Source organism: Sorangium sp. So ce302 (assembly GCF_051530145.1).
In the GTDB taxonomy this organism is placed as follows: Bacteria; Myxococcota_A; Polyangia; order Polyangiales; family Polyangiaceae; genus Sorangium; species Sorangium cellulosum_B.
In genome coordinates, this window is the sequence record NZ_CP150326.1 from 8,429,675 (window position 1) to 8,446,474 (window position 16,800).

The 16,800-nt window shown below is 73.2% G+C and carries 16 protein-coding genes; 10 read left to right on the top strand and 6 right to left on the bottom strand.

Going from position 1 to position 16,800, the window contains the following annotated elements; genetic code table 11:
* Positions 1-4: 4 nt before the first annotated feature.
* From WME73_RS31900 to tpx, 3 genes are all read left to right on the top strand, one after another.
* Positions 5-1,303, top strand: a complete 1,299-nt coding sequence (locus WME73_RS31900; RefSeq protein WP_437911993.1) for an SGNH/GDSL hydrolase family protein — start codon at positions 5-7, stop codon at positions 1,301-1,303.
* Between the two features lie 252 nt (positions 1,304-1,555).
* Positions 1,556-1,927 (top strand): hypothetical protein, encoded by a 372-nt coding sequence (locus WME73_RS31905; RefSeq protein WP_437911994.1) that lies wholly within the window; start codon positions 1,556-1,558, stop codon positions 1,925-1,927.
* Between the two features lie 192 nt (positions 1,928-2,119).
* On the top strand, positions 2,120-2,614 hold the full coding sequence (gene tpx / locus WME73_RS31910; protein WP_437323736.1) for a thiol peroxidase: 495 nt from the start codon (positions 2,120-2,122) through the stop codon (positions 2,612-2,614).
* Positions 2,615-2,687: 73 nt separating this feature from the next.
* On the opposite strand, the gene WME73_RS31915 is transcribed toward tpx, so the two are convergent.
* On the bottom strand, positions 2,688-4,157 hold the full coding sequence (locus WME73_RS31915; RefSeq protein ID WP_437850951.1) for a cytochrome P450: 1,470 nt from the start codon (positions 4,155-4,157) through the stop codon (positions 2,688-2,690).
* Positions 4,158-4,296: 139 nt separating this feature from the next.
* Here WME73_RS31915 and WME73_RS31920 point away from each other — a divergent pair, with 139 nt between their 5' ends.
* Positions 4,297-5,175 (top strand): 1-acyl-sn-glycerol-3-phosphate acyltransferase, encoded by an 879-nt coding sequence (locus tag WME73_RS31920; RefSeq protein WP_437740130.1) that lies wholly within the window; start codon positions 4,297-4,299, stop codon positions 5,173-5,175.
* Positions 5,176-5,242: 67 nt separating this feature from the next.
* Here the strand turns inward: WME73_RS31920 and WME73_RS31925 are convergent, their stop codons facing one another.
* The 4 genes from WME73_RS31925 to WME73_RS31940 form a co-directional block, all read right to left on the bottom strand.
* The gene (locus WME73_RS31925; protein WP_437911995.1) at positions 5,243-6,286 is read right to left on the bottom strand and encodes a glycosyltransferase family 4 protein; all 1,044 of its coding nucleotides are present in this window, start codon (positions 6,284-6,286) and stop codon (positions 5,243-5,245) included.
* Between the two features lie 94 nt (positions 6,287-6,380).
* On the bottom strand, positions 6,381-6,779 hold the full coding sequence (locus WME73_RS31930; protein ID WP_437293635.1) for a 6-pyruvoyl trahydropterin synthase family protein: 399 nt from the start codon (positions 6,777-6,779) through the stop codon (positions 6,381-6,383).
* Positions 6,780-6,801: 22 nt separating this feature from the next.
* Positions 6,802-7,770: a zinc-binding dehydrogenase gene (locus WME73_RS31935; RefSeq protein ID WP_437911996.1), complete on the bottom strand. Its 969-nt coding sequence runs from the start codon at positions 7,768-7,770 to the stop codon at positions 6,802-6,804.
* 91 nt (positions 7,771-7,861) lie between these two features.
* Positions 7,862-8,551 carry a RibD family protein gene (locus WME73_RS31940; RefSeq protein ID WP_437911997.1) on the bottom strand — a complete coding sequence of 230 codons (690 nt, stop codon included), beginning with the start codon at positions 8,549-8,551 and terminating at the stop codon, positions 7,862-7,864.
* 559 nt (positions 8,552-9,110) lie between these two features.
* On the opposite strand from WME73_RS31940, the gene WME73_RS31945 reads away from it, so the two are divergent.
* Together WME73_RS31945 and WME73_RS31950 are read left to right on the top strand one after the other, a co-directional pair.
* The gene (locus WME73_RS31945; RefSeq protein WP_437911998.1) at positions 9,111-10,187 is read left to right on the top strand and encodes a GH12 family glycosyl hydrolase domain-containing protein; all 1,077 of its coding nucleotides are present in this window, start codon (positions 9,111-9,113) and stop codon (positions 10,185-10,187) included.
* A gap of 51 nt (positions 10,188-10,238) precedes the next feature.
* The gene (locus WME73_RS31950) at positions 10,239-10,928 is read left to right on the top strand and encodes a hypothetical protein (protein ID WP_437911999.1); all 690 of its coding nucleotides are present in this window, start codon (positions 10,239-10,241) and stop codon (positions 10,926-10,928) included.
* A gap of 51 nt (positions 10,929-10,979) precedes the next feature.
* Here the strand turns inward: WME73_RS31950 and WME73_RS31955 are convergent, their stop codons facing one another.
* Positions 10,980-11,891 carry a glutathione S-transferase family protein gene (locus WME73_RS31955; RefSeq protein WP_437912000.1) on the bottom strand — a complete coding sequence of 304 codons (912 nt, stop codon included), beginning with the start codon at positions 11,889-11,891 and terminating at the stop codon, positions 10,980-10,982.
* 337 nt (positions 11,892-12,228) lie between these two features.
* On the opposite strand from WME73_RS31955, the gene WME73_RS31960 reads away from it, so the two are divergent.
* From WME73_RS31960 to WME73_RS31975, 4 genes are all read left to right on the top strand, one after another.
* Positions 12,229-13,875, top strand: coding sequence for a long-chain fatty acid--CoA ligase (locus WME73_RS31960; RefSeq protein WP_437912001.1), 1,647 nt, complete (start codon positions 12,229-12,231; stop codon positions 13,873-13,875).
* A gap of 73 nt (positions 13,876-13,948) precedes the next feature.
* Complete coding sequence (locus WME73_RS31965; protein ID WP_437740138.1) at positions 13,949-14,410, top strand: PaaI family thioesterase; 462 nt, start codon at positions 13,949-13,951, stop codon at positions 14,408-14,410.
* A 132-nt stretch (positions 14,411-14,542) separates the two neighbouring features.
* The gene (locus tag WME73_RS31970) at positions 14,543-15,616 is read left to right on the top strand and encodes a 1-aminocyclopropane-1-carboxylate deaminase/D-cysteine desulfhydrase (RefSeq protein ID WP_437850999.1); all 1,074 of its coding nucleotides are present in this window, start codon (positions 14,543-14,545) and stop codon (positions 15,614-15,616) included.
* A gap of 325 nt (positions 15,617-15,941) precedes the next feature.
* On the top strand, positions 15,942-16,754 hold the full coding sequence (locus tag WME73_RS31975) for a fibro-slime domain-containing protein (protein WP_437912002.1): 813 nt from the start codon (positions 15,942-15,944) through the stop codon (positions 16,752-16,754).
* Positions 16,755-16,800: the final 46 nt, after the last annotated feature.

Consider the following 16,800-nt stretch of genomic DNA (forward strand, 5'->3'; position numbering starts at 1 on the left):
GCGCATGAAACGACAAGCTTACTCCAATCTCCCGAGGCTCGCTTCCATCTGCTGCATCGCCTGGTCGGCGCTGGCCGGGTGCGGTGACGACGACTCGAATTCAACGGGTGGAACGACGGGCTCGGGCGGTGGCTCATCCACCTCGAGCAGCGCCTCCGGCACAGGCGGCGACGGCGGCGGCACGGGCGAAGGCGGCGGCGGCGGCGGTGGCGCGGATCCCGGCACGACCTCGTCCTCGTCGAGCACGAGCGGCGCCGGCGGCGGAGACCCCTCCGGCGACACCATCCGCTTCATCGGGCGCTTCGATACGACGAACGCCGAGGGCCCCCGCTTCTCCTGGGCCGGCAGCGCGATCGTCACGCGGTTCTCGGGGACGTCGCTCGGCGTCCGCTTCAACGACGAGTCGACCGCGGCGCAATCCAACTTCTTCCAGGTGGTGATCGACGGCGAGGCGAAGGGCGTCCTCAAGGTCAACAGCGAGGAGGATCTCTACACGGTCGCAGAAGGGCTGCCCGACGGCGAGCACGACCTCGTGCTCCACCGCCGCACCGAGCCGCTGGTCGGCGTGTCGCAGTTCCTCGAGTTCGTCCCGGAGCAGGGCGAGGCGCTCCTGCCGGTCCCGGCGGCGCCCGCGCGCCGGATCGAGGTGATCGGCGACTCGATCTCCGCCGGCTACGGCGTCGACGGCGCCAACGAGACTTGCCCGTTCACGAGCGATACGGAGAACAACTACCTCGCCTACAGCGCCCTGACAGGCCGGCTCGTCGGGGCCGACACAACGATCGTCGCCTGGTCCGGCAGAGGCGTTTACCGGAACTACGACGGTGAAGTCGCGCCCACGATGCCCGAGATCTACGGCCGGACGATCGCCGACGAGGAGCAGCCCGCATGGGACTTCTCGTCCTGGGTGCCGCAGGTCGTGGTGATCAACCTGGGCACGAACGACTTCAGCATCAACGTCCCGGGCGACGCCCAGTTCCGCGGGCCGTTCACGGAGGCCTACGCGGGCCTCGTCGAGACGGTCAGAACGAACTATCCGGACGCGTTCATCTTCTGCACCATCGGGCCCATGCTGAGCGACTCGTACCCGGAAGGCGCCCAGGCGCTCACCAGGGCGCGCGCCTACATCGGCCAGGTGGTGGAGGACCGGAACGACAGCGGCGACGACAAGGTGCGCGTCCTCGAGTTCCCTGCGCAGGACGCGGCGAACGGGCTCGGCTGCGACTACCACCCGAGCGTCAAGACGAACGCGCTCATGGCCCAGCAGCTCGCGGAGGCCATCCGCGAAGAGCTCGACTGGTAAGGGCGGCGCGGGGCCGGGGCATCGTGTCACCGGCCCATCGCGACCGCTGTGGCAGGACGCACCACGCAACCCACGCAAGCGCAGCGCACACCTCGCAGGCAGCGAGCGCCGGTCCCATCCGCTCGCCGCGGCGCGCGCGGATCGGCCATCCAGAGTCATGGTACACGCGGTGCATCTCTCGCCATCAGAACAGCGGAAGGGCGGCGGCGCCGAGAGCGCGTGAGAGCGCGCCGCTGAGCGAGGAGATCATCCATGCAGACCAAGCGAGACAGCTCCCTGCGGGCCACCAGCAGGCATCACAGCCATGATTTCATGGAGGCGGCGCGCAGGAGCGCCGGGCGCGCGGAGAGCCGAGATGCGTTCATCCCCGACCCGGGAGACGGCCCCACAGAGGTGGTCGACGAGCTCGCCGAGCAGATCGCCGAGCAGTACGTCGCATCGGCGACATCGGGCAGGGGCGACACCACCGAAGATTACGAAGACAGGATGGAGCCGGAGGAGATCGGGGGCCCCTTCGTCATCACGACGGAAGCACAGGAGATCGGGTACAGCAGGGACTCCACGAACCCCGATGACGGCGAGGTCGAGCCGTTTCCGCTGGTGCATCGCTCGCCCCTCCGCTGATCGCGCGTTCCTCGGCGCGCGGGCGATCGACGCTCGCCCGGGCAAGACCGCCCGGCCAGCGCAACGCCCGCGCGCCAGAGGAGCGGAGCTCCGACCGAGGCGGTCTGGCTGGTTCTGCTTGGCGTCCGCCCTCGGCGCGCCTACGAGAGGCGCTGCCGCACAGCTGCACAGAACACAGAGGAGGATGTGACCATGGCTCAGACCAAGTTCAAGGGAAGCCCCATCCACACCGCCGGCGAGCTGCCGTCCGTCGGTGCGACCGCCCCCGACTTCACGCTCGTGAAGACCGACCTCTCCGAGCGCAAGCTCTCGTCTTACTCGGGCAAGAAGATCCTCAACATCTTCCCGAGCGTCGACACTCCGGTCTGCGCGAGATCCGTGCGCACGTTCCACGAGCGCGCCGAGAAGCTCCCGGGCGTGACGGTGCTCAACATCTCGGCGGACCTGCCGTTCGCGCACACCCGCTTCTGCGCGTCCGAGGGAATCTCGAACGCGGAAGGCCTGTCGACGTTCCGGGGAGATTTCGGCCAGAAGTACGGCGTCACGCTCGTCGACGGGCCGCTCGCCGGCCTGCTCGCGCGCTCGGTCCTCGTGCTCGACGAGCAGAACAAGGTGCTCCACGTCGAGCTCGTCCCGGAGATCGCGCAGGAGCCCGATTACGACGCGGCCCTCGCCAAGGTGCAGTGAGCCGGAGCGCCGGCGCCTGGCCGCCCCGCGCGCGAGCGCCTCGTGATCTCACGCGCTGGCGCGCCTCGTGATCTCACGCGCTCGCGCGCTTCGTGAACCGGATGCGCAGCCCCTCCGGCTGCATCGCGAACGCCATCCGCTCCCGCACCGGCGCGGTGTGATCCGCGAGGTGCACCGTGAAGCTCCGGAGCACCATGCCGACCGTCACCGCGCACTCCAGGAGCGCCATCGCGCGCCCCGGGCAGACGCGCGGCCCGCCGCCGAACGCGAGCGCCATCCTCGGCTCGTGGGGTAGCGTCGACGGCGCGCCCCCGAGCCAGCGCTCGGGGCGAAACGACTCCGGATCGCCGAAATATTCGGGTTTCCTCCCCGTCGCGCGCGTGAGCGCCACGACGCCGGCGCCAGCGGGCACGGCCACGTCGCCCACCGCGGTGTCGTGGTTCGCCTCGAGGAAGAGCAGCGGCGCGGCGGAGCGCAGGCGCAGCGTCTCCTGCGTGACGGCGGCCGTGTACTCGAGGCGCTTGCACTGCTCCAGCGTCGGGATCAGGCCGCCGCCGAGCACGCGATCGACCTCCTCGCGGGCGCGCGCCTGCACGTCGGGGCGCGAGCCCAGGTAATAGAGGATCCACGCGAGGGTGTTCGCTGTGGTGTCCTCGCCCGCGAGCAGCATCGTGAGCACGTTCGCGTAGACCTCGGCGTCCGAGAGGCGCGCCCTCGGGTCCTCGCCGTCCCGCGCGGCGATCATGAGCTCCAGCAGCGTCCGCGGGCGCGCGGGCCGGTCCGCGCCGCCCTCGAGCTCGCGCCGCGCGGCGGTCACGAGATCGAGGATGAGCCGCTTCACCGCGACCAGGGCGCGGTCGTAGGCGCGGTCGGCGGGCAGTCCCAGGTAGCGCCAGTAGGGCAGCGGCGCGAGCATCCGCCGGTTCAGCCCGAGGAACACGCGCTGGAGGTGCTCCTGGAGCGCGTCCGCCCCGCGCTCCAGCGTGTTGAGATCGCGGCCGAAGGCGACCGACGAGGTGACGTCGACCGAGTAACGCATGAGATCGCCGAGCACGTCGCGGGCGGCGCGCTCGTCGGCCGCCCGCGCCCAGAGCTCGCGCAGCCGGCCCGTGATGTCGCGGATGCTCGGGAAGAAGCCCTCGACATGCCTCGGGTGGAACGTCGGGTGGATGAGCTGCCGCTGCTTCCGCCACGCGTCGCCGTCCGCGGAGAACAGGCCGACCATGTCCGCCTCGCGCGACACGGCCTCGATGGCGCGCACCCGCCGGAACACCGCGGGCCGGCGCTGGAGCACGTCGCGCACGAGCTCGCCGTCCACAACGACGAGGACCGGCTGTCGGCCCATCCGCACGACGAAGAGGTCTCCATGGGCGCGCCACCACCGCTCGAACTCGAGGTGCCAGCGGTCGGGGTGGAGCGCGAGCAGATGGCCAAGCACAGGCAAGCCCGGCGGCCCCGGGAGATCCGCGAGCGTCCGCCGGGGGCGCGCAGCCGCGTCGCCGCGGCCGATCGCGTCCTCCATGGCAGGGAGCGTGGCGTTCATGCCCCCTTCATACAGAGGCGGCGCGCCCCGACGCAAACCCGACAGGCGACAGAGGACGCGCCCCACCGCGCTGGACGATGTCGGACGGGCGGAGCGCCGGCGCTGGCGAGGTGGCGTCGACACGGAGTAAGACGCGGACATGACGGAGCCGCTGGAGCGACAGCTCGCGAACCTGTCCGGCGCGGAGATGGTGGAGGCGCTCGGCCTCGGCGGGGCGCCGGCGTGGGTGCGCCGGGCCGGGCGCGCGGCCTTCGCCGTCCCTTCGTGGCCGCTCGGGCGCGTGCTCGCGCGCTTCGATCGGCGCACCGGCGAGGCGGGGCTCCACGTCGCGGCGCGGGAGGCGCTCGCCGGCTTCGGGGCGCGCTGGACGGCCGACGCGGCGCCGCCGTCGCGCGGGGCGCTGCTCGTCGTGTCCAACCACCCCGGCGCCTACGACGCGCTCGCGCTCATGGCGGCGCTCGGCCGGGAAGACCTCATGATCGTCGCGGCCGATCGGCGGTTCCTGCGGGCGCTGCCCCACGTGAGCCGGCGGCTGCTCTTCGTGCCGATCGACGAGGGCGGCGCGCTCGCGCTCGCCGCGCGGTCGGCCGGCGTGCGCCGCGCGCTGCGGCACCTGCGCCGCGGGGGCGCGCTGCTGCACTTCCCCGCGGGGCGCATCGAGGCGGATCCGGCGTTCGCGGGCAAGGGCGACGCGCTGCTCGCGGAGTGGCAGCCGAGCGCCGGCGCGCTGCTGCGCGCGGCCGCGGCGGCGGGAGGGCGCGCCGCCGTGGCGATCGTCTCGGGGGTGCACTCGCCGCGGGCGAAGCGGCTGGCCATCACGCGGTGGGCCGAGCGCCGCGGGATCACCACGCTGGCGCCGCTCCTGCAGGCGGCGCTGCCGGGCTTCGACGACGTCGAGGTGCGGGTTCGCCTGGGCGAGGCGCGGGACGCGGCGGAGGTGGCGGGCGGGGCCCGCGACGACGCGGCGCTCACGCGACGGCTGAAGGACGAGGCGGCGTCGCTGCTCGCGGGGGCGTGACGGCCCGGCGCCCCGGCGCGGCGCGATCCTGCCCGCTCTTCGCCGAGCCGGTCATCCCCTCATCCGCTCATCCGCGCGCCGCGCGCGCGAGCGCCGCGCGCACCGCGGCCGCGGTGCCGTCCCAGGTGGGCAGCGTCGCGGCCCGGACGGCCGCCGCGCGGCTCATGCTCGCCCGGAGAGCGCCGTCCTCGAGGAAGCGGGCGAGCGCCGGCGCGGGGCCCTCGACGTCGTCCCAGAGCAGCGCCTCCGCGCCGTCCTGGACCGCCTCCGCGATCGCGCCGGCGCGGGCGGCGAGCACCGGAACGCCGGCCCGGACGGCCTCCGTGAGCACCATGCCGTAGCCCTCCAGCGACGAGGGCAGGACGAGCGCGTCCGCCGCCGCGAGCTCGGCCGCGAGCGCCTCGTCCCCGAGCACGCCGGGCGCCGAGACGCGCGCCCGCAGGAACGCGGAGCCGGCGATCGCGCGGCGCACCCGCCCGGCGTAGGCCGGGTCGCGCGCCGCGTCGCCGATGAGCACGAGCGTGGCATGCGCGCTCCCGACCCGCTCGAACGCCGCGAGGAGCTCCAGCAGCCGCTTGCGCGGGATGAAGCTCCCCACGAACAGGAGCCGCAGCGGGCCGCCGTCCCGCCGGGCGCGGGGGAGCAAGGGGAGCCGGTCCGCGCCCGGCGTCGCCACGTCGACCCGGGCGAGCCCGAGCTCGCGCCGGAGCCGCGCCGCGGTCGTCGCGCTCGTCGCGAGGTGCGCGTCGCACAGGCGGATCACCGCCGCCTCCGCGAGCGAGAGCGCCGCGCGCCGCGGGCCGGGCGGGAGCTCCCACGCGCTCAGGTGGTGCACGAGGAGCGCGCGCGCGATCCGCCGCGGCAGCGCCGCGAACGCCGGCCCGAGCTCCCGGAAGCAGAGCTCGTCGCCGACCACCACGGCGGGGTCGATCCGCGCGAGGCGCCGCCCGAGCGCGAGGCCGGCGAGCACCCGCGACCTCGGCGCCGGATCGAGGGACACGACCTCCACGGCGTCGCCCCGGGCGCGCAGCCGCTCGACGACGAGCCGATCGTAGATGTAGCCGCCCGTTGTCTGGTCGAGGGCGCCGTAGACGATCCAGGCGATGCGCATGGGTCAGGGGAGCGGCCCGGCCTGATAGCCTCCCTCGCGGCGCGCGGCAACGAGCCCCGCCGCGCGCACGCGCTGCACGCCGCGGCGGCCGGCGCTACAGGTCGCGCTCGAAGCCCGCGTACGCCGACGGCGACTCTCGGACGAGCACCCTCAGCGTCGATCCCGGGAGCGGCGCCTCTCCCGCGGGCAGCCTCGCGATCTCCTCGGCGAGGAGCCCGGCCACGTGCTCGGCCACGCGCTCGGTCGTGGAGGTGCGCCCGGGGAAGGCGGGGTGCTCGTCGAGGTTCGTGTAGTCGATCGTGTCGAGCACCCGGCGCAGCGACGCGTGCAGCGCGCCGATGTCCATGACCACGTGGTGCGGGCCGAGCGCCTTCGCGCGGATCTCGATCTCGACGGAGTACGTCGCGCCGTGCATCCGGGTCGCCGGGCCGAAGAACGGATCGGAGAAGCTGTGCGCGATCATCACGTGATCGCTGACGCCGAGGAGGAACATGGCGGTAGCGGGCCTCTGACTTCTAGGTTGCCTCTCGCGTAGCCGATCGCGCGCCGTACCGGAAGACCGTCTGCAGCCGCGCCCCGGGCTCGGCCGCGAGCTCTGCGTACACGGACGGCGCCGCGTCGAGCGGGACGGACGGGTCCAGCAGCGCGTCGAGCGCCGGGTCTTCGAGGAGGGCGCGGACGAGCGCGAAGCGCCGCGCGTGGTCCCAGCGGGGGGCGCGCTCCGGCGGGAGGGTCGAGACCTGGCTCGCCCGCAGGCGCAGGCGCCGGCGGTGGAACTCCGCGCCGAGCGCGACCGGGCTCGTCCGCGCCCCGTAGAACGACGCGACCGTCACCGTCGCCTCGCGCGCCGCGTGCGCGATCGCGCGGTCGAGCTCCTCCGGATGGCCGGTCGCGGCGATCACGGCGTCCGCGTCGCCGCGCGGCCGGTCGTCCTCGGGCCGGAGCGCCGCGGCGGCGCCGAGCGCGAGGCCGACCTGGCGCCGCCGCTCGCTCGGCTCGACGAGCCGGACCACGGCCCCGGCGCGCCGCGCGAGCGCCACGATGAGCAGCCCGACGACCCCGCCGCCGAGCACCACCACGTCGTCTCCGAGCCCCACCCCCGCGTCCCACACGCACGTGATCGCCGTCTCGAGGTTCGCGGCCAGCACCGCGCGCTCGGCCGGGATCGAGCGGGGCAGGCCGCGCGCCGCGCCCGGCCCGAGCAGGTGGAGATCGCCGTGGGGCGCGAGCGCGAAGACGCGGTCGCCCGGCCCGAGCGCCGCGCCCTCGCCGCGGGCGACGACCTCGCCGACCCACGCGTAGCCGTAGCGGCGTGGGTAGGTCGGCGCGCCTTCAGCGTCGGGCGCGTCGAGCGACGGGTCGAACGGCGTCGGCCCCTCGCCGCGGAAGAGCAGCAGCTCCGTCCCCTGGCTCACGCCCGACGCGAGCGCGCGCGCCACGACCTCGCCGGGCCCGGGCGCGCGCGGCGGGGCCCCCGGACGCACCTCGACGAGCCCTGGCCGGACGAACCAGAGCTCCCGGGCGAGGGGCGGGGCGGCGTCGCTCGGCGTGATGGCCCCGGGCGGCGCGGGCGCGTCAGTCGGGATAACGCACCTCCCCTCGCAACAGCACGTTGCCCCCGAGGAGCTCGACCGCCGGCTCGCGCAGGTCGATCGCCGACGCGAGCGGCGCCTCTCCCAGCGCGCCGACCGCGGGGATCGCCGTGTCGCCGAGGAAGCGCGGCGCGATCTCGACCTCCGCGCGGTCGGCGAGGCGCGCGCGCAGGAACGAGGTGAGCACGGCGCCGCCCCCCTCGACGAGCAGCCGCCACACGCCGCGCGCGTGCAGCTCGGCCAGCGCGTGCGGCAGCGAGACGAGGCCGCTGTCGTCCGCGGGCACGACGATCACCTCTGCGCCGCGCTCCTCGATCCACGCCTGCGCCGCGCGCGACGCGCGCCCCGCCGCGCCGAAGACGACCACGCGCCCGCCGGCCGGCTGCCCGCTGCCGGGCGGCTGCAGCAGGCGCGCCCCTTCCGGCACGCCGAGGGCGCTCGCCAGCACCACGCGCATCGGCTGGCGCCCCTCGCACCCGCGCAGGGTCAGCCGCGGATCGTCGATCACGACGGTGCGGATCCCCACGAGCACCGCGTCGTGCTCCGCGCGCGCCCGGTGGGCGCACACCATCCCGGCGGGTGTGCTGAGCATGACGCGCTGGTCCCGGGCCGCGATCCGGCCGTCGAGCGTCTGGGCGAAGTGGAGCGTGACCCGCGGGCGCGGCAAGCTCATGGCGCGCCCGCGGGTGCGCGTCCGGCGCGAGCGAACGCGCAGGGGAGAGGGGACTTTGCCGCCGTCCCGAGCCGACAGTGGAGCCTCCGGGGCACGACGGCACTCTAGACCAGAACGTGGGAACCGGGGAGGAGCGCGCGCACTCGATCACCCAGTTCCACGCTTTCTAGCAACGCGTTCATCTCCGCGCTCAACGGCCTCATCCGAAGCTCATTCCGTCCGGCGCGCCGATGGCGCTGCTGCAGTAGCGCCATCGGGCGACTCGAAGCATCGATGAAGATCAGCGAGACACGGTTCGATCGTCTCTCTGGCGACTCCGCCCCTCGATGGGCGCAAAGACGATATGTCGAGCGGTGCTCCGACGCGAACACGCCAGGCGTCGAGGTCGCCGGAGCGACGTCGAGTCCACGAAGCGCGTGACGCGGCGCACGCCACACTTTTCGAGTCGAGCGGTGATGCCATCGCTGTTGCTGCAATTGTTCAAGACACGCTCTGCTTTTTTGCGCACGGCGATGCCGCGCACCGCCGTGTACCTGTGTGCAAGTGTATGTTGCGCGCCATGCGCGCCCATACCTTGACCGAATCTTTTGCACTTCTCACGCTGGCGGCGGCTCTCGCCGCCGGTTGCTCTGGATCTTCTGACGCTGACGACGGAGACCCCGGCGCAGCGGCGAGCTCTGGCGGGCTACCGAGCGCGAGCGCCTCGACGGGCGACGCCGCGAGCAGCAGCGGCGGCTCGACCTCGGGCAGCGCCGGCGTCACCAGCGGCGCCGGCGTCACCAGCGGCGCCGGCGGCGCGGGCAGCACCGGCAGCACCACGGCGGGAACGGGCGGCGGCGCGGCGGCAGGTACCGGGGGTAGCGGCGACGCGAACAGCACCGCGGCAGGAACGGGCGGCACCGCGAACCCGGGCTCCGAGCTCGGCAACGGCGCCATGGAGGGCTCCGGCAAATCGAGCGAGCGGTACGAAACGGGCCTCGTCTCGCGCGACGGCACGCCGTACGTGCTCATCACCAACGGCTGGGGCCCCGGGTTCGGCAACCACACCGTGTCGTGGGAAGGCACGTCGTTCACGGTGGAGAGCATGAGCGGCTCGGCCGGCTCGATGGGGCAACCCGCCTCGTACCCGACGGTCTTTTGCGGCCGATACTCGGTGAGGGAGGTGCCGGATTGCGGCTTGCCGGCGCCGAGCAGCTCCATCAAGAGCCTGCGCACCGGCTGGCGCTGGGCCAAGAATGGCAACGAGGGCCAGTACAACGCCGCGTTCGACATCTGGATGGGCAACGGCACGCAGCTCCAGGGCTATCTCATGGTGTGGCTGCGCGATCCGACGCGCTTTCAGCCCGCCGGGCAGCCGAACGCCGCGCACCAGGGCGTGGAGGTCGCGAACGTCCCCGGCAAGTGGAACATCTGGAACGGCATGGTGAACGGCCTGCCGATCGTGAACTGGGTGCGCGCCGAGGGGCAAGACAGCTCGGAGATCGAGTTCGACGTGATGGACTTCGTGCGCGACGCGCAGACGCGCGGCATCAGCGTGCCCGGCAACACGGTCAACGCGGTCGCCGTCGGGTTCGAGATCTGGGAGGGCCCGATCACGAACCTGAAGAGCCTCGACTTCTACGTCGACGTGAACTGAGCGCCGCCGCTCGCTTGCCGCGCAGGCCCAGGCGCCCTATCGCTGGGCGCGATGCCCATCCGCTGGCCGGATCTCTCCTCGCGTTGCGAGCGCGCTGGCCTCCCGCTCCGCGGCGGCTTCCACCCGCGCGAAGGCGACGGCGTGCCGGCGGCAGGCGATCTCCCGGCGGGGACGCTCGTCCTGCTCGGCAACGCCGGCCCGTCGATGTGGCGCGCGTTCTCGCGCGCCCGCGAGGACACCCCCGCTCTCGCGCTCGACGACTGGACCGCCGCGGTCGTCTCCCCGCTCGCGGCGGAGCTCGGCGCGACGGCCCTGTTTCCCTTCACCGGCCCTCCCTACTGGCCGTTCCAGCGCTGGGCGCAGCAGGCCGAGGCGCTGTCCCCGTCGCCCCTCGCCATCCTCATCCACCCGCGATTCGGCCTCTGGCACGGGTACCGCGCCGCCCTCGTCTTCGCGGAGCGGCTGTCGCTCCCGCCGCACGAGGATCTGGCGAGCCCCTGCGTCTCGTGCGCCGGCCAGCCCTGCCTGAGCGCCTGCCCCGTGTCCGCGTTCTCCCCCGGCAGCTACGATGTCGCCGCGTGCGTCGGCCACCTCGACGCCGGGCCTGGCGCAACGTGCATGACCGGAGGGTGCCTGTCGCGCCGCGCCTGCCCGATCGGGCAGGAGCACATCTATCCCGACGAGCAGCGCGAGTTCCACATGCGCGCGTTCCGGCGCGCGATGTCGAGCACGGGCGGCTAGCGAGGACCGCGGCGGCACGCAGAGCGCGCTGGCCCCGGCGCACGGCGCGGCTCACTGCCTCCTGATGCGATATCCGGCGCGCGGGAAGTGCACCGCGATCTCCCCCACGTCCGGATCGCTGCGTCGTATCGTGATCTCGGCGGCCGAGAGCCGCGCGACCACGCCCCGGGTCTCCTCTGGACCGTAATCGTCAGCCGTGATCGTCACGGCGTCTCCCGGCGACAGGCCCTCTCCGGTCGCGGTCTCCCCGCCGGCGCCGTCGGCCGGCTCGGACGCGCGGGCCGCCGCGAGCGCCTCGGCGGCGGTCATCGCTCGGACGTCGCCGGGGCCGAACGCCTCGATGCGCGCGAACCACGCCGCGAGCGCGGGCCGCGCCTCGATCGCGGCCGACAGCCTGGCGCTCCGGTTCAGGAACCAGACCGGGTGGAAGCACGCCGCATCCGCGATCGAGAACGCGTCGCCCAGCACGAAAGGCCGGCCACGGAGCTGGACCTCGAGCCGATCGAGCGACAGCAGCGCCTGGCTCAGGGCGTGCGGCGCCGCCTGGAAGATCGCGTCCTTGCTGAGCGCCGGCGACATCGCCGCGCGATCGGCCAGGATGCCGGGCGGCAGGACAGCGAACATCTCCACGACCACCGGCGGCACGGCCTGGGACATCAACCGATGATCCGCCCAGTCCTCGATCAGCTCGACCAGCCCGGCCTGGCCCGGCGGGACGCAGGAAGGCTCCGGTCGTATCTGCTCCAGGCGCCGCGCGATGCAGGCCGTGTCACAATAGATGTCCGCGCCGATCTGCAAGACCGGGATCCGCCGATATCCCCCCGTGAGCGGCGTCAGCTCCGGCTTCGGCGCCATCATCGGTTGCTCGACCGATCTCCACGCGATCTTCTTGTACGCGAGGATCCGGCGGATCTTCTCCGCGAAGAGCGATAACGGATAGTGGTGCAGGATGAGCTCGGCCATGGACGACCTCGTGCGCTGGCGACCTCTTCGGGTCGGCGTTCGCTGTCGAATCTAATGAGGGCGGCCCGCGCCGTTCTTGGGAGATCTTGCGATCCCCCGCCCCCTCTCGGGAGCTCCGGGGCGCCGGATCAGGTCGCCGGCGCGGAGCCAGGCGCCGCTCGCCCGGGCGCCGCGTGCCCCGCATCTCCCGCGTGCGCCGCATTCCCTGCGCGGCGCCGCCCGCGAGCCGCTAGCCTCCGCTTCGGGGGGGCCAGCGCCGCGGTCTCACGGCGCCCTTGAAGAGCCCTCCTGACTCGACGGATCCCCGCGCCTCGCGCGGGACGAGGAGGCACCGCCCATGCTCGCCGGCCGCATGATGGATTACCCGCTCACGTTGACCCACTTCCTCGACCGGGCGCGGACGTACCACGCGCGCTGCGAGATCGTGACCCAGAACCCGGACAGGACCGTCTCCCGCTCCACGTATGCCGATCTCCACCGCCGCGCGTCGAAGCTCGCGCACGCGCTCACGCGGCTCGGCGTCCGCGCGGGCGACCGCGTCGCGACGCTCTGCTGGAACCACGCCCGGCACCTGGAGCTCTACCTCGGCGTCCCGGCCATGGGCGCGGTCCTCCACACCCTGAACCTGCGCCTCCACCCGAGCGAGCTCGGGTACATCGCCTCGCACGCCGAGGACAAGGTCGTCGTCGTCGACCGCTCGCTCCTCCCGCTCTTCCGCAAGTTCGCGCCGGAGGTCCGCAGCATCCAGCGCGTCCTGGTCCTCGACGACGACGGGCCCGTGGATCCAGCGGCGGGCGACGGGCTCGACTACGAGGCGCTGCTCGCGCCCGAGCCGGAGCACTTCGACTTCCCGAGCCTGGATGAGCGCGCCGCCGCCATGCTCTGTTACACGTCGGGGACGACCGGCAACCCCAAGGGCGTGGCCTACAGCCACCGCTCGATCGTGCTCCACACGCTGGTCTCCTGCATGCACGACGCGCTCGGCTTCCGCGACCGCGACATCGTCCTTCCGGTGGTGCCCATGTTCCACGCGATGGCCTGGGGGCTGCCGTACGCGGCGATCGCGACCGGCGCGAGGCTCGTGCTCCCGGGCCCGCACCTCGACGCCGCGTCGCTGCTCGATCTCATGGCCAGGGAGCGCGTCACGTTCGCCGCGGGCGTCCCCACGATCTGGCTCGGGATCCTCGCGCTCCTCGACGAGCACCCGAAGCGCTGGGATCTCTCGTCGATGCGCGCCATGGTGATCGGCGGCTCGGCGGCGCCCCCCGCGCTCATCGACGGCTTCCGCGCGCGCCACGGGCTCGTGGTCCTCCACGCCTGGGGCATGACCGAGACCAACCCGCTCGGCACCGTCGCCCACGTCCGGAGCAGCCTTGGCCGCCTCCACGAGGACCCGGCCGCCTCGCTGCAGACGCGCGCGTCGCAGGGCTACCCGGTCCCGTTCATCGATCAGCGCCACGTCGACGCGAGCGATCGGCCGCTGCCCTGGGACGGCAGGACGATGGGCGAGCTCGAGGTGCGGGGCCCCTGGGTCGCCTCATCGTACTTCGGCGGCGAGGGCGAGGACCGCTTCACGAAGGACGGCTGGTTCAAGACCGGCGACGTCGTGACGATCGACGGCGAGGGCTACATGCGCATCACGGATCGAACGAAGGACGTGATCAAGTCGGGCGGCGAGTGGATCAGCTCGGTCGCGCTGGAGAACGCGCTCATGAGCCACCCGGCCGTCCTGGAGGCCGCGGTGTTCGCGGCGCGCCACCCCCTCTGGGGCGAGCGCCCGCTCGCCGCGATCGTCCTGCGGCAGGGCCAGAGCGCCTCGAAGGAGCAGCTCCACGCCCTCCTCGAGCCGCGCTTCGCGAAGTTCTGGCTCCCGGACGAGTACCTCTTCCTCGAGCGGATCCCGCGCACCTCGACCGGCAAGTTCCTCAAGTCGAGGCTGCGCGAGGAGTTCGCCGATCTCCTGGAGAAGAAGGCATCCGGATGACGCGCTGACGCGCCCGCGCGCCCTGGGAGAAATCGCCGGAAGCTCCCGGCAAAGCGTGTACTACGCTGCCGCCATGGCCGAAGGGGAACCCGAGGATTTCGCCGCCGCGCTGAACGACGCGGCCATCGACGGCTGGATCAGCGCCATGGGTCTCCGGCTGATCCGCGCCACGCGCGACGAGGTGGAGGCCGAGCTCGACATCGGGCCGCAGCACCGGCAGGCCTATGGCATCGTCCACGGCGGCGTCCACGCGGGCATCGTGGAGACGCTGGCGTCGATCGGCGCCGCGCTCCATGCCCTGCCGGACGGCCGCTCGGTCGTCGGGCTCGAGAACCACACGAGCTTCCTGCGCGCGGTCCGGTCGGGGCGGCTGCGCGCCACCGCGCGCCCGCTCGACCGCGGGCGGCGCACCCAGGTCTGGGAGGGCTCGGTCTACGACGAGGAGGGCCGGCTCTGCGCCTCGGGGCGCGTGCGCCTCCTCGTCCTGGAGCCGGACGCGACGCTCGCAGGGCAGCGCGCCGGCACGCCCGGGTGATCGCCGACCGCGCGAGCGCCTGACCGAAAGCTCCCCCTGACCCCTGATTGCCCGATCGCCGGCTCGCCTGACCCCCTGATTGCCCGCTCGCCCGATTGCCCGATCGCCCGAGCGCCTTACACCCTTCGCGAGGTGCCCCCGTTGCGCGACGCAGCCGCCCTTCGGATGATCGACCCCATTCCCCGGCTCGGCTGGGTCGGCGCGCCCTCGCCGGTCACGGCGCTGCCGCGGCTCGCCTCCGCGCTCGGCGTCGAGTTCCTCGGCGTCAAGCGAGACGACCTCTGCGAGCCCCTCCACGGCGGGATGAAGATGCGGAAGCTCGACTACGTGCTCGCCGCGCCGCCCTTCTCGACCGCGGCGGCGTGGTCCGCGGCGGGCGGCATCGGCTCGGGCAACGTGGCGGCGCTCGTCGCCGCGGCGCAGCGGCTCGGCCGGAGGGTGCACGCGCACCTCTTCTGGACCGACCTCTCCAGGGGCGTGCTCGACAACCTCGCGTTCACCGCCTCGGGCCCGGCCTCGATCCGCTTCTACCCGTCGCGCGTCGAGCTCGCGCTCGCGCGCCCGTCGCTCTTCCTGCCGCTCCGCGCCCGGGACGACGACGGCGCGGCGATCGTGCCGCTCGGCGCCACGTCGGCGCTCGGCATGCTGGGCGCCGCGCGCGCGGCGCTCGAGCTCGGCGCGCAGATCCGGGCCGGCGAGCTCCCCGAGCCCGCGCGCGTCTACGTGCCGCTCGGCTCCGGCGGCACCGCCGCCGGGCTCGCCGTCGGGCTCGCGCTGGGCGGCCTGCGCTCGCGGGTCGTGGCCGTCGCCGTGGTCGAGCGCCTCCTCGCCTCGCGCTTCCGCCTCCGCGCCCTCACCGCCGAGCTCCGCGCCGCGCTCGCGCGGCGGGGCGTCGCGCCCGTGCCCCCCGCGGCGCCGATCGACGTCGTGCACGGCTACCTGGGCCGCGGGTATGGATCACCCACGCCCGCGTCGCTCGCCGCCTGCGACGCCCTCGCCGCCGAGGGGATCTCGCTGGAGCCGGTCTACACCGGCAAGGCCATGGCCGCGCTCATGGCGCACGCGCGGGAGCGCCGGCTCGGCCCGGTGCTGTTCTGGCAAACCGCGCGGCGCGAGCCCCTGCCCCGGCACGACGGTTTTTGCGAGCGACTCCCGGCCGCGCTGTCGCGGCGCCTCGGCGCCCACTGCGGCGGCGGATCTCGATAAACGACCTACATCTCGGCGCCTCCCCGGCGCTCGTGCGCTGTCGCTCGGCTGCACTTTTCTCCACGCCGGCCTCGTGCTGCCAGCGCGCGGCGGCAATTTTCTGGATCGCACCGCCATTGCGACGCGATAGAATTGCTGTCTCGCTTGCGCCCTCGGCGACCGCCCATCCCGGCGCTCGTAACGCCGCGGCCCGCGCGCACACAACGCGCAAAACATGCGCAAACCACGCACAACGGACGCGCAGACCACGCGCGATATTCCCCACAGAAGGAGTCTTCACATGCTTAGGTCGCTACAGTCGAACTGGTGTGCTCCGCTCGCAACCATGCTGGTGTTGGCCGGGGTCGCGTGTGGGGGCGGCACCGATGGATCGAGCGACTCCAGCAACAGCGCCGGCGCCGGATACGGCTCGGGCACGGGCGGCAGCGACTTCGGGTCCGGTGTGTCGGCGGGCGCAGGCAACGGGAACGGCAGCAGCGGCAGCGGCGACGGGTGCAACGCGAGCCTCACGGGCATCGTGCGCGACTTCCGCGCCTACGAAGACGGCGAGGGGCACCCTGACTTCGAGACGTTCACGGGCCAGGGCCTGAAAGGCATCGTCGAGCGCGAGCTGGGCCCGGATCAGAAGCCCATCTATGCGCATGACGGCGGTACCGCGCACACGACCGGGCCCGAGGAGTTCAACCAGTGGTACCGCGACGTCGACGGCGTGAACATGCCGATCGAGTTCACGATCACGCCCGTCGTCGGCGCGGACGGCATTGCCACCTACGAGAACCGGGCCTTCTTCCCCATCGACGAGCGGGGCTTCGGGAACGAGGGGAGACAGCACAACTTCCACTTCACGTTCGAGCTCCACATGACGTTCGTGTACAACGGCGGCGAGGAGTTCAGGTTCTCCGGCGACGACGATCTCTGGGTGTTCATCAACAACCGGCTCGCCATCGATCTGGGCGGCCTCCACGGCCCGCAGGACGATAGGCTCGACCTCGACGCGATGGCGAGCGAGCTGGGGATCACGCCCGGGCAGGAGTACGCGCTCGACTTCTTCCACGCCGAGCGGCACACGACCGAATCGAACTTCACCATCCAGTCGACGCTCGCGTTCACGAACTGCGAACCCATCTTTGTCGATTGATCCGCTCGATTGATCCGCTCGATTGATCCGCTCGACTGATCCGCTC

Excerpts from the sequence above, each read along its gene's own strand:
- WME73_RS31900 (WP_437911993.1), top strand. The coding sequence starts at position 5 with ATGAAACGACAAGCTTACTCCAATCTCCCGAGGCTCGCTTCCATCTGC.
- WME73_RS31905 (WP_437911994.1), top strand. The coding sequence starts at position 1,556 with ATGCAGACCAAGCGAGACAGCTCCCTGCGGGCCACCAGCAGGCATCAC.
- tpx (WP_437323736.1), top strand. The coding sequence starts at position 2,120 with ATGGCTCAGACCAAGTTCAAGGGAAGCCCCATCCACACCGCCGGCGAG.
- WME73_RS31915 (WP_437850951.1), bottom strand. The coding sequence starts at position 4,157 with ATGAACGCCACGCTCCCTGCCATGGAGGACGCGATCGGCCGCGGCGAC.
- WME73_RS31920 (WP_437740130.1), top strand. The coding sequence starts at position 4,297 with ATGACGGAGCCGCTGGAGCGACAGCTCGCGAACCTGTCCGGCGCGGAG.
- WME73_RS31925 (WP_437911995.1), bottom strand. The coding sequence starts at position 6,286 with ATGCGCATCGCCTGGATCGTCTACGGCGCCCTCGACCAGACAACGGGC.
- WME73_RS31930 (WP_437293635.1), bottom strand. The coding sequence starts at position 6,779 with ATGTTCCTCCTCGGCGTCAGCGATCACGTGATGATCGCGCACAGCTTC.
- WME73_RS31940 (WP_437911997.1), bottom strand. The coding sequence starts at position 8,551 with ATGAGCTTGCCGCGCCCGCGGGTCACGCTCCACTTCGCCCAGACGCTC.
- WME73_RS31945 (WP_437911998.1), top strand. The coding sequence starts at position 9,111 with ATGCGCGCCCATACCTTGACCGAATCTTTTGCACTTCTCACGCTGGCG.
- WME73_RS31950 (WP_437911999.1), top strand. The coding sequence starts at position 10,239 with ATGCCCATCCGCTGGCCGGATCTCTCCTCGCGTTGCGAGCGCGCTGGC.
- WME73_RS31955 (WP_437912000.1), bottom strand. The coding sequence starts at position 11,891 with ATGGCCGAGCTCATCCTGCACCACTATCCGTTATCGCTCTTCGCGGAG.
- WME73_RS31960 (WP_437912001.1), top strand. The coding sequence starts at position 12,229 with ATGCTCGCCGGCCGCATGATGGATTACCCGCTCACGTTGACCCACTTC.
- WME73_RS31965 (WP_437740138.1), top strand. The coding sequence starts at position 13,949 with ATGGCCGAAGGGGAACCCGAGGATTTCGCCGCCGCGCTGAACGACGCG.
- WME73_RS31975 (WP_437912002.1), top strand. The coding sequence starts at position 15,942 with ATGCTGGTGTTGGCCGGGGTCGCGTGTGGGGGCGGCACCGATGGATCG.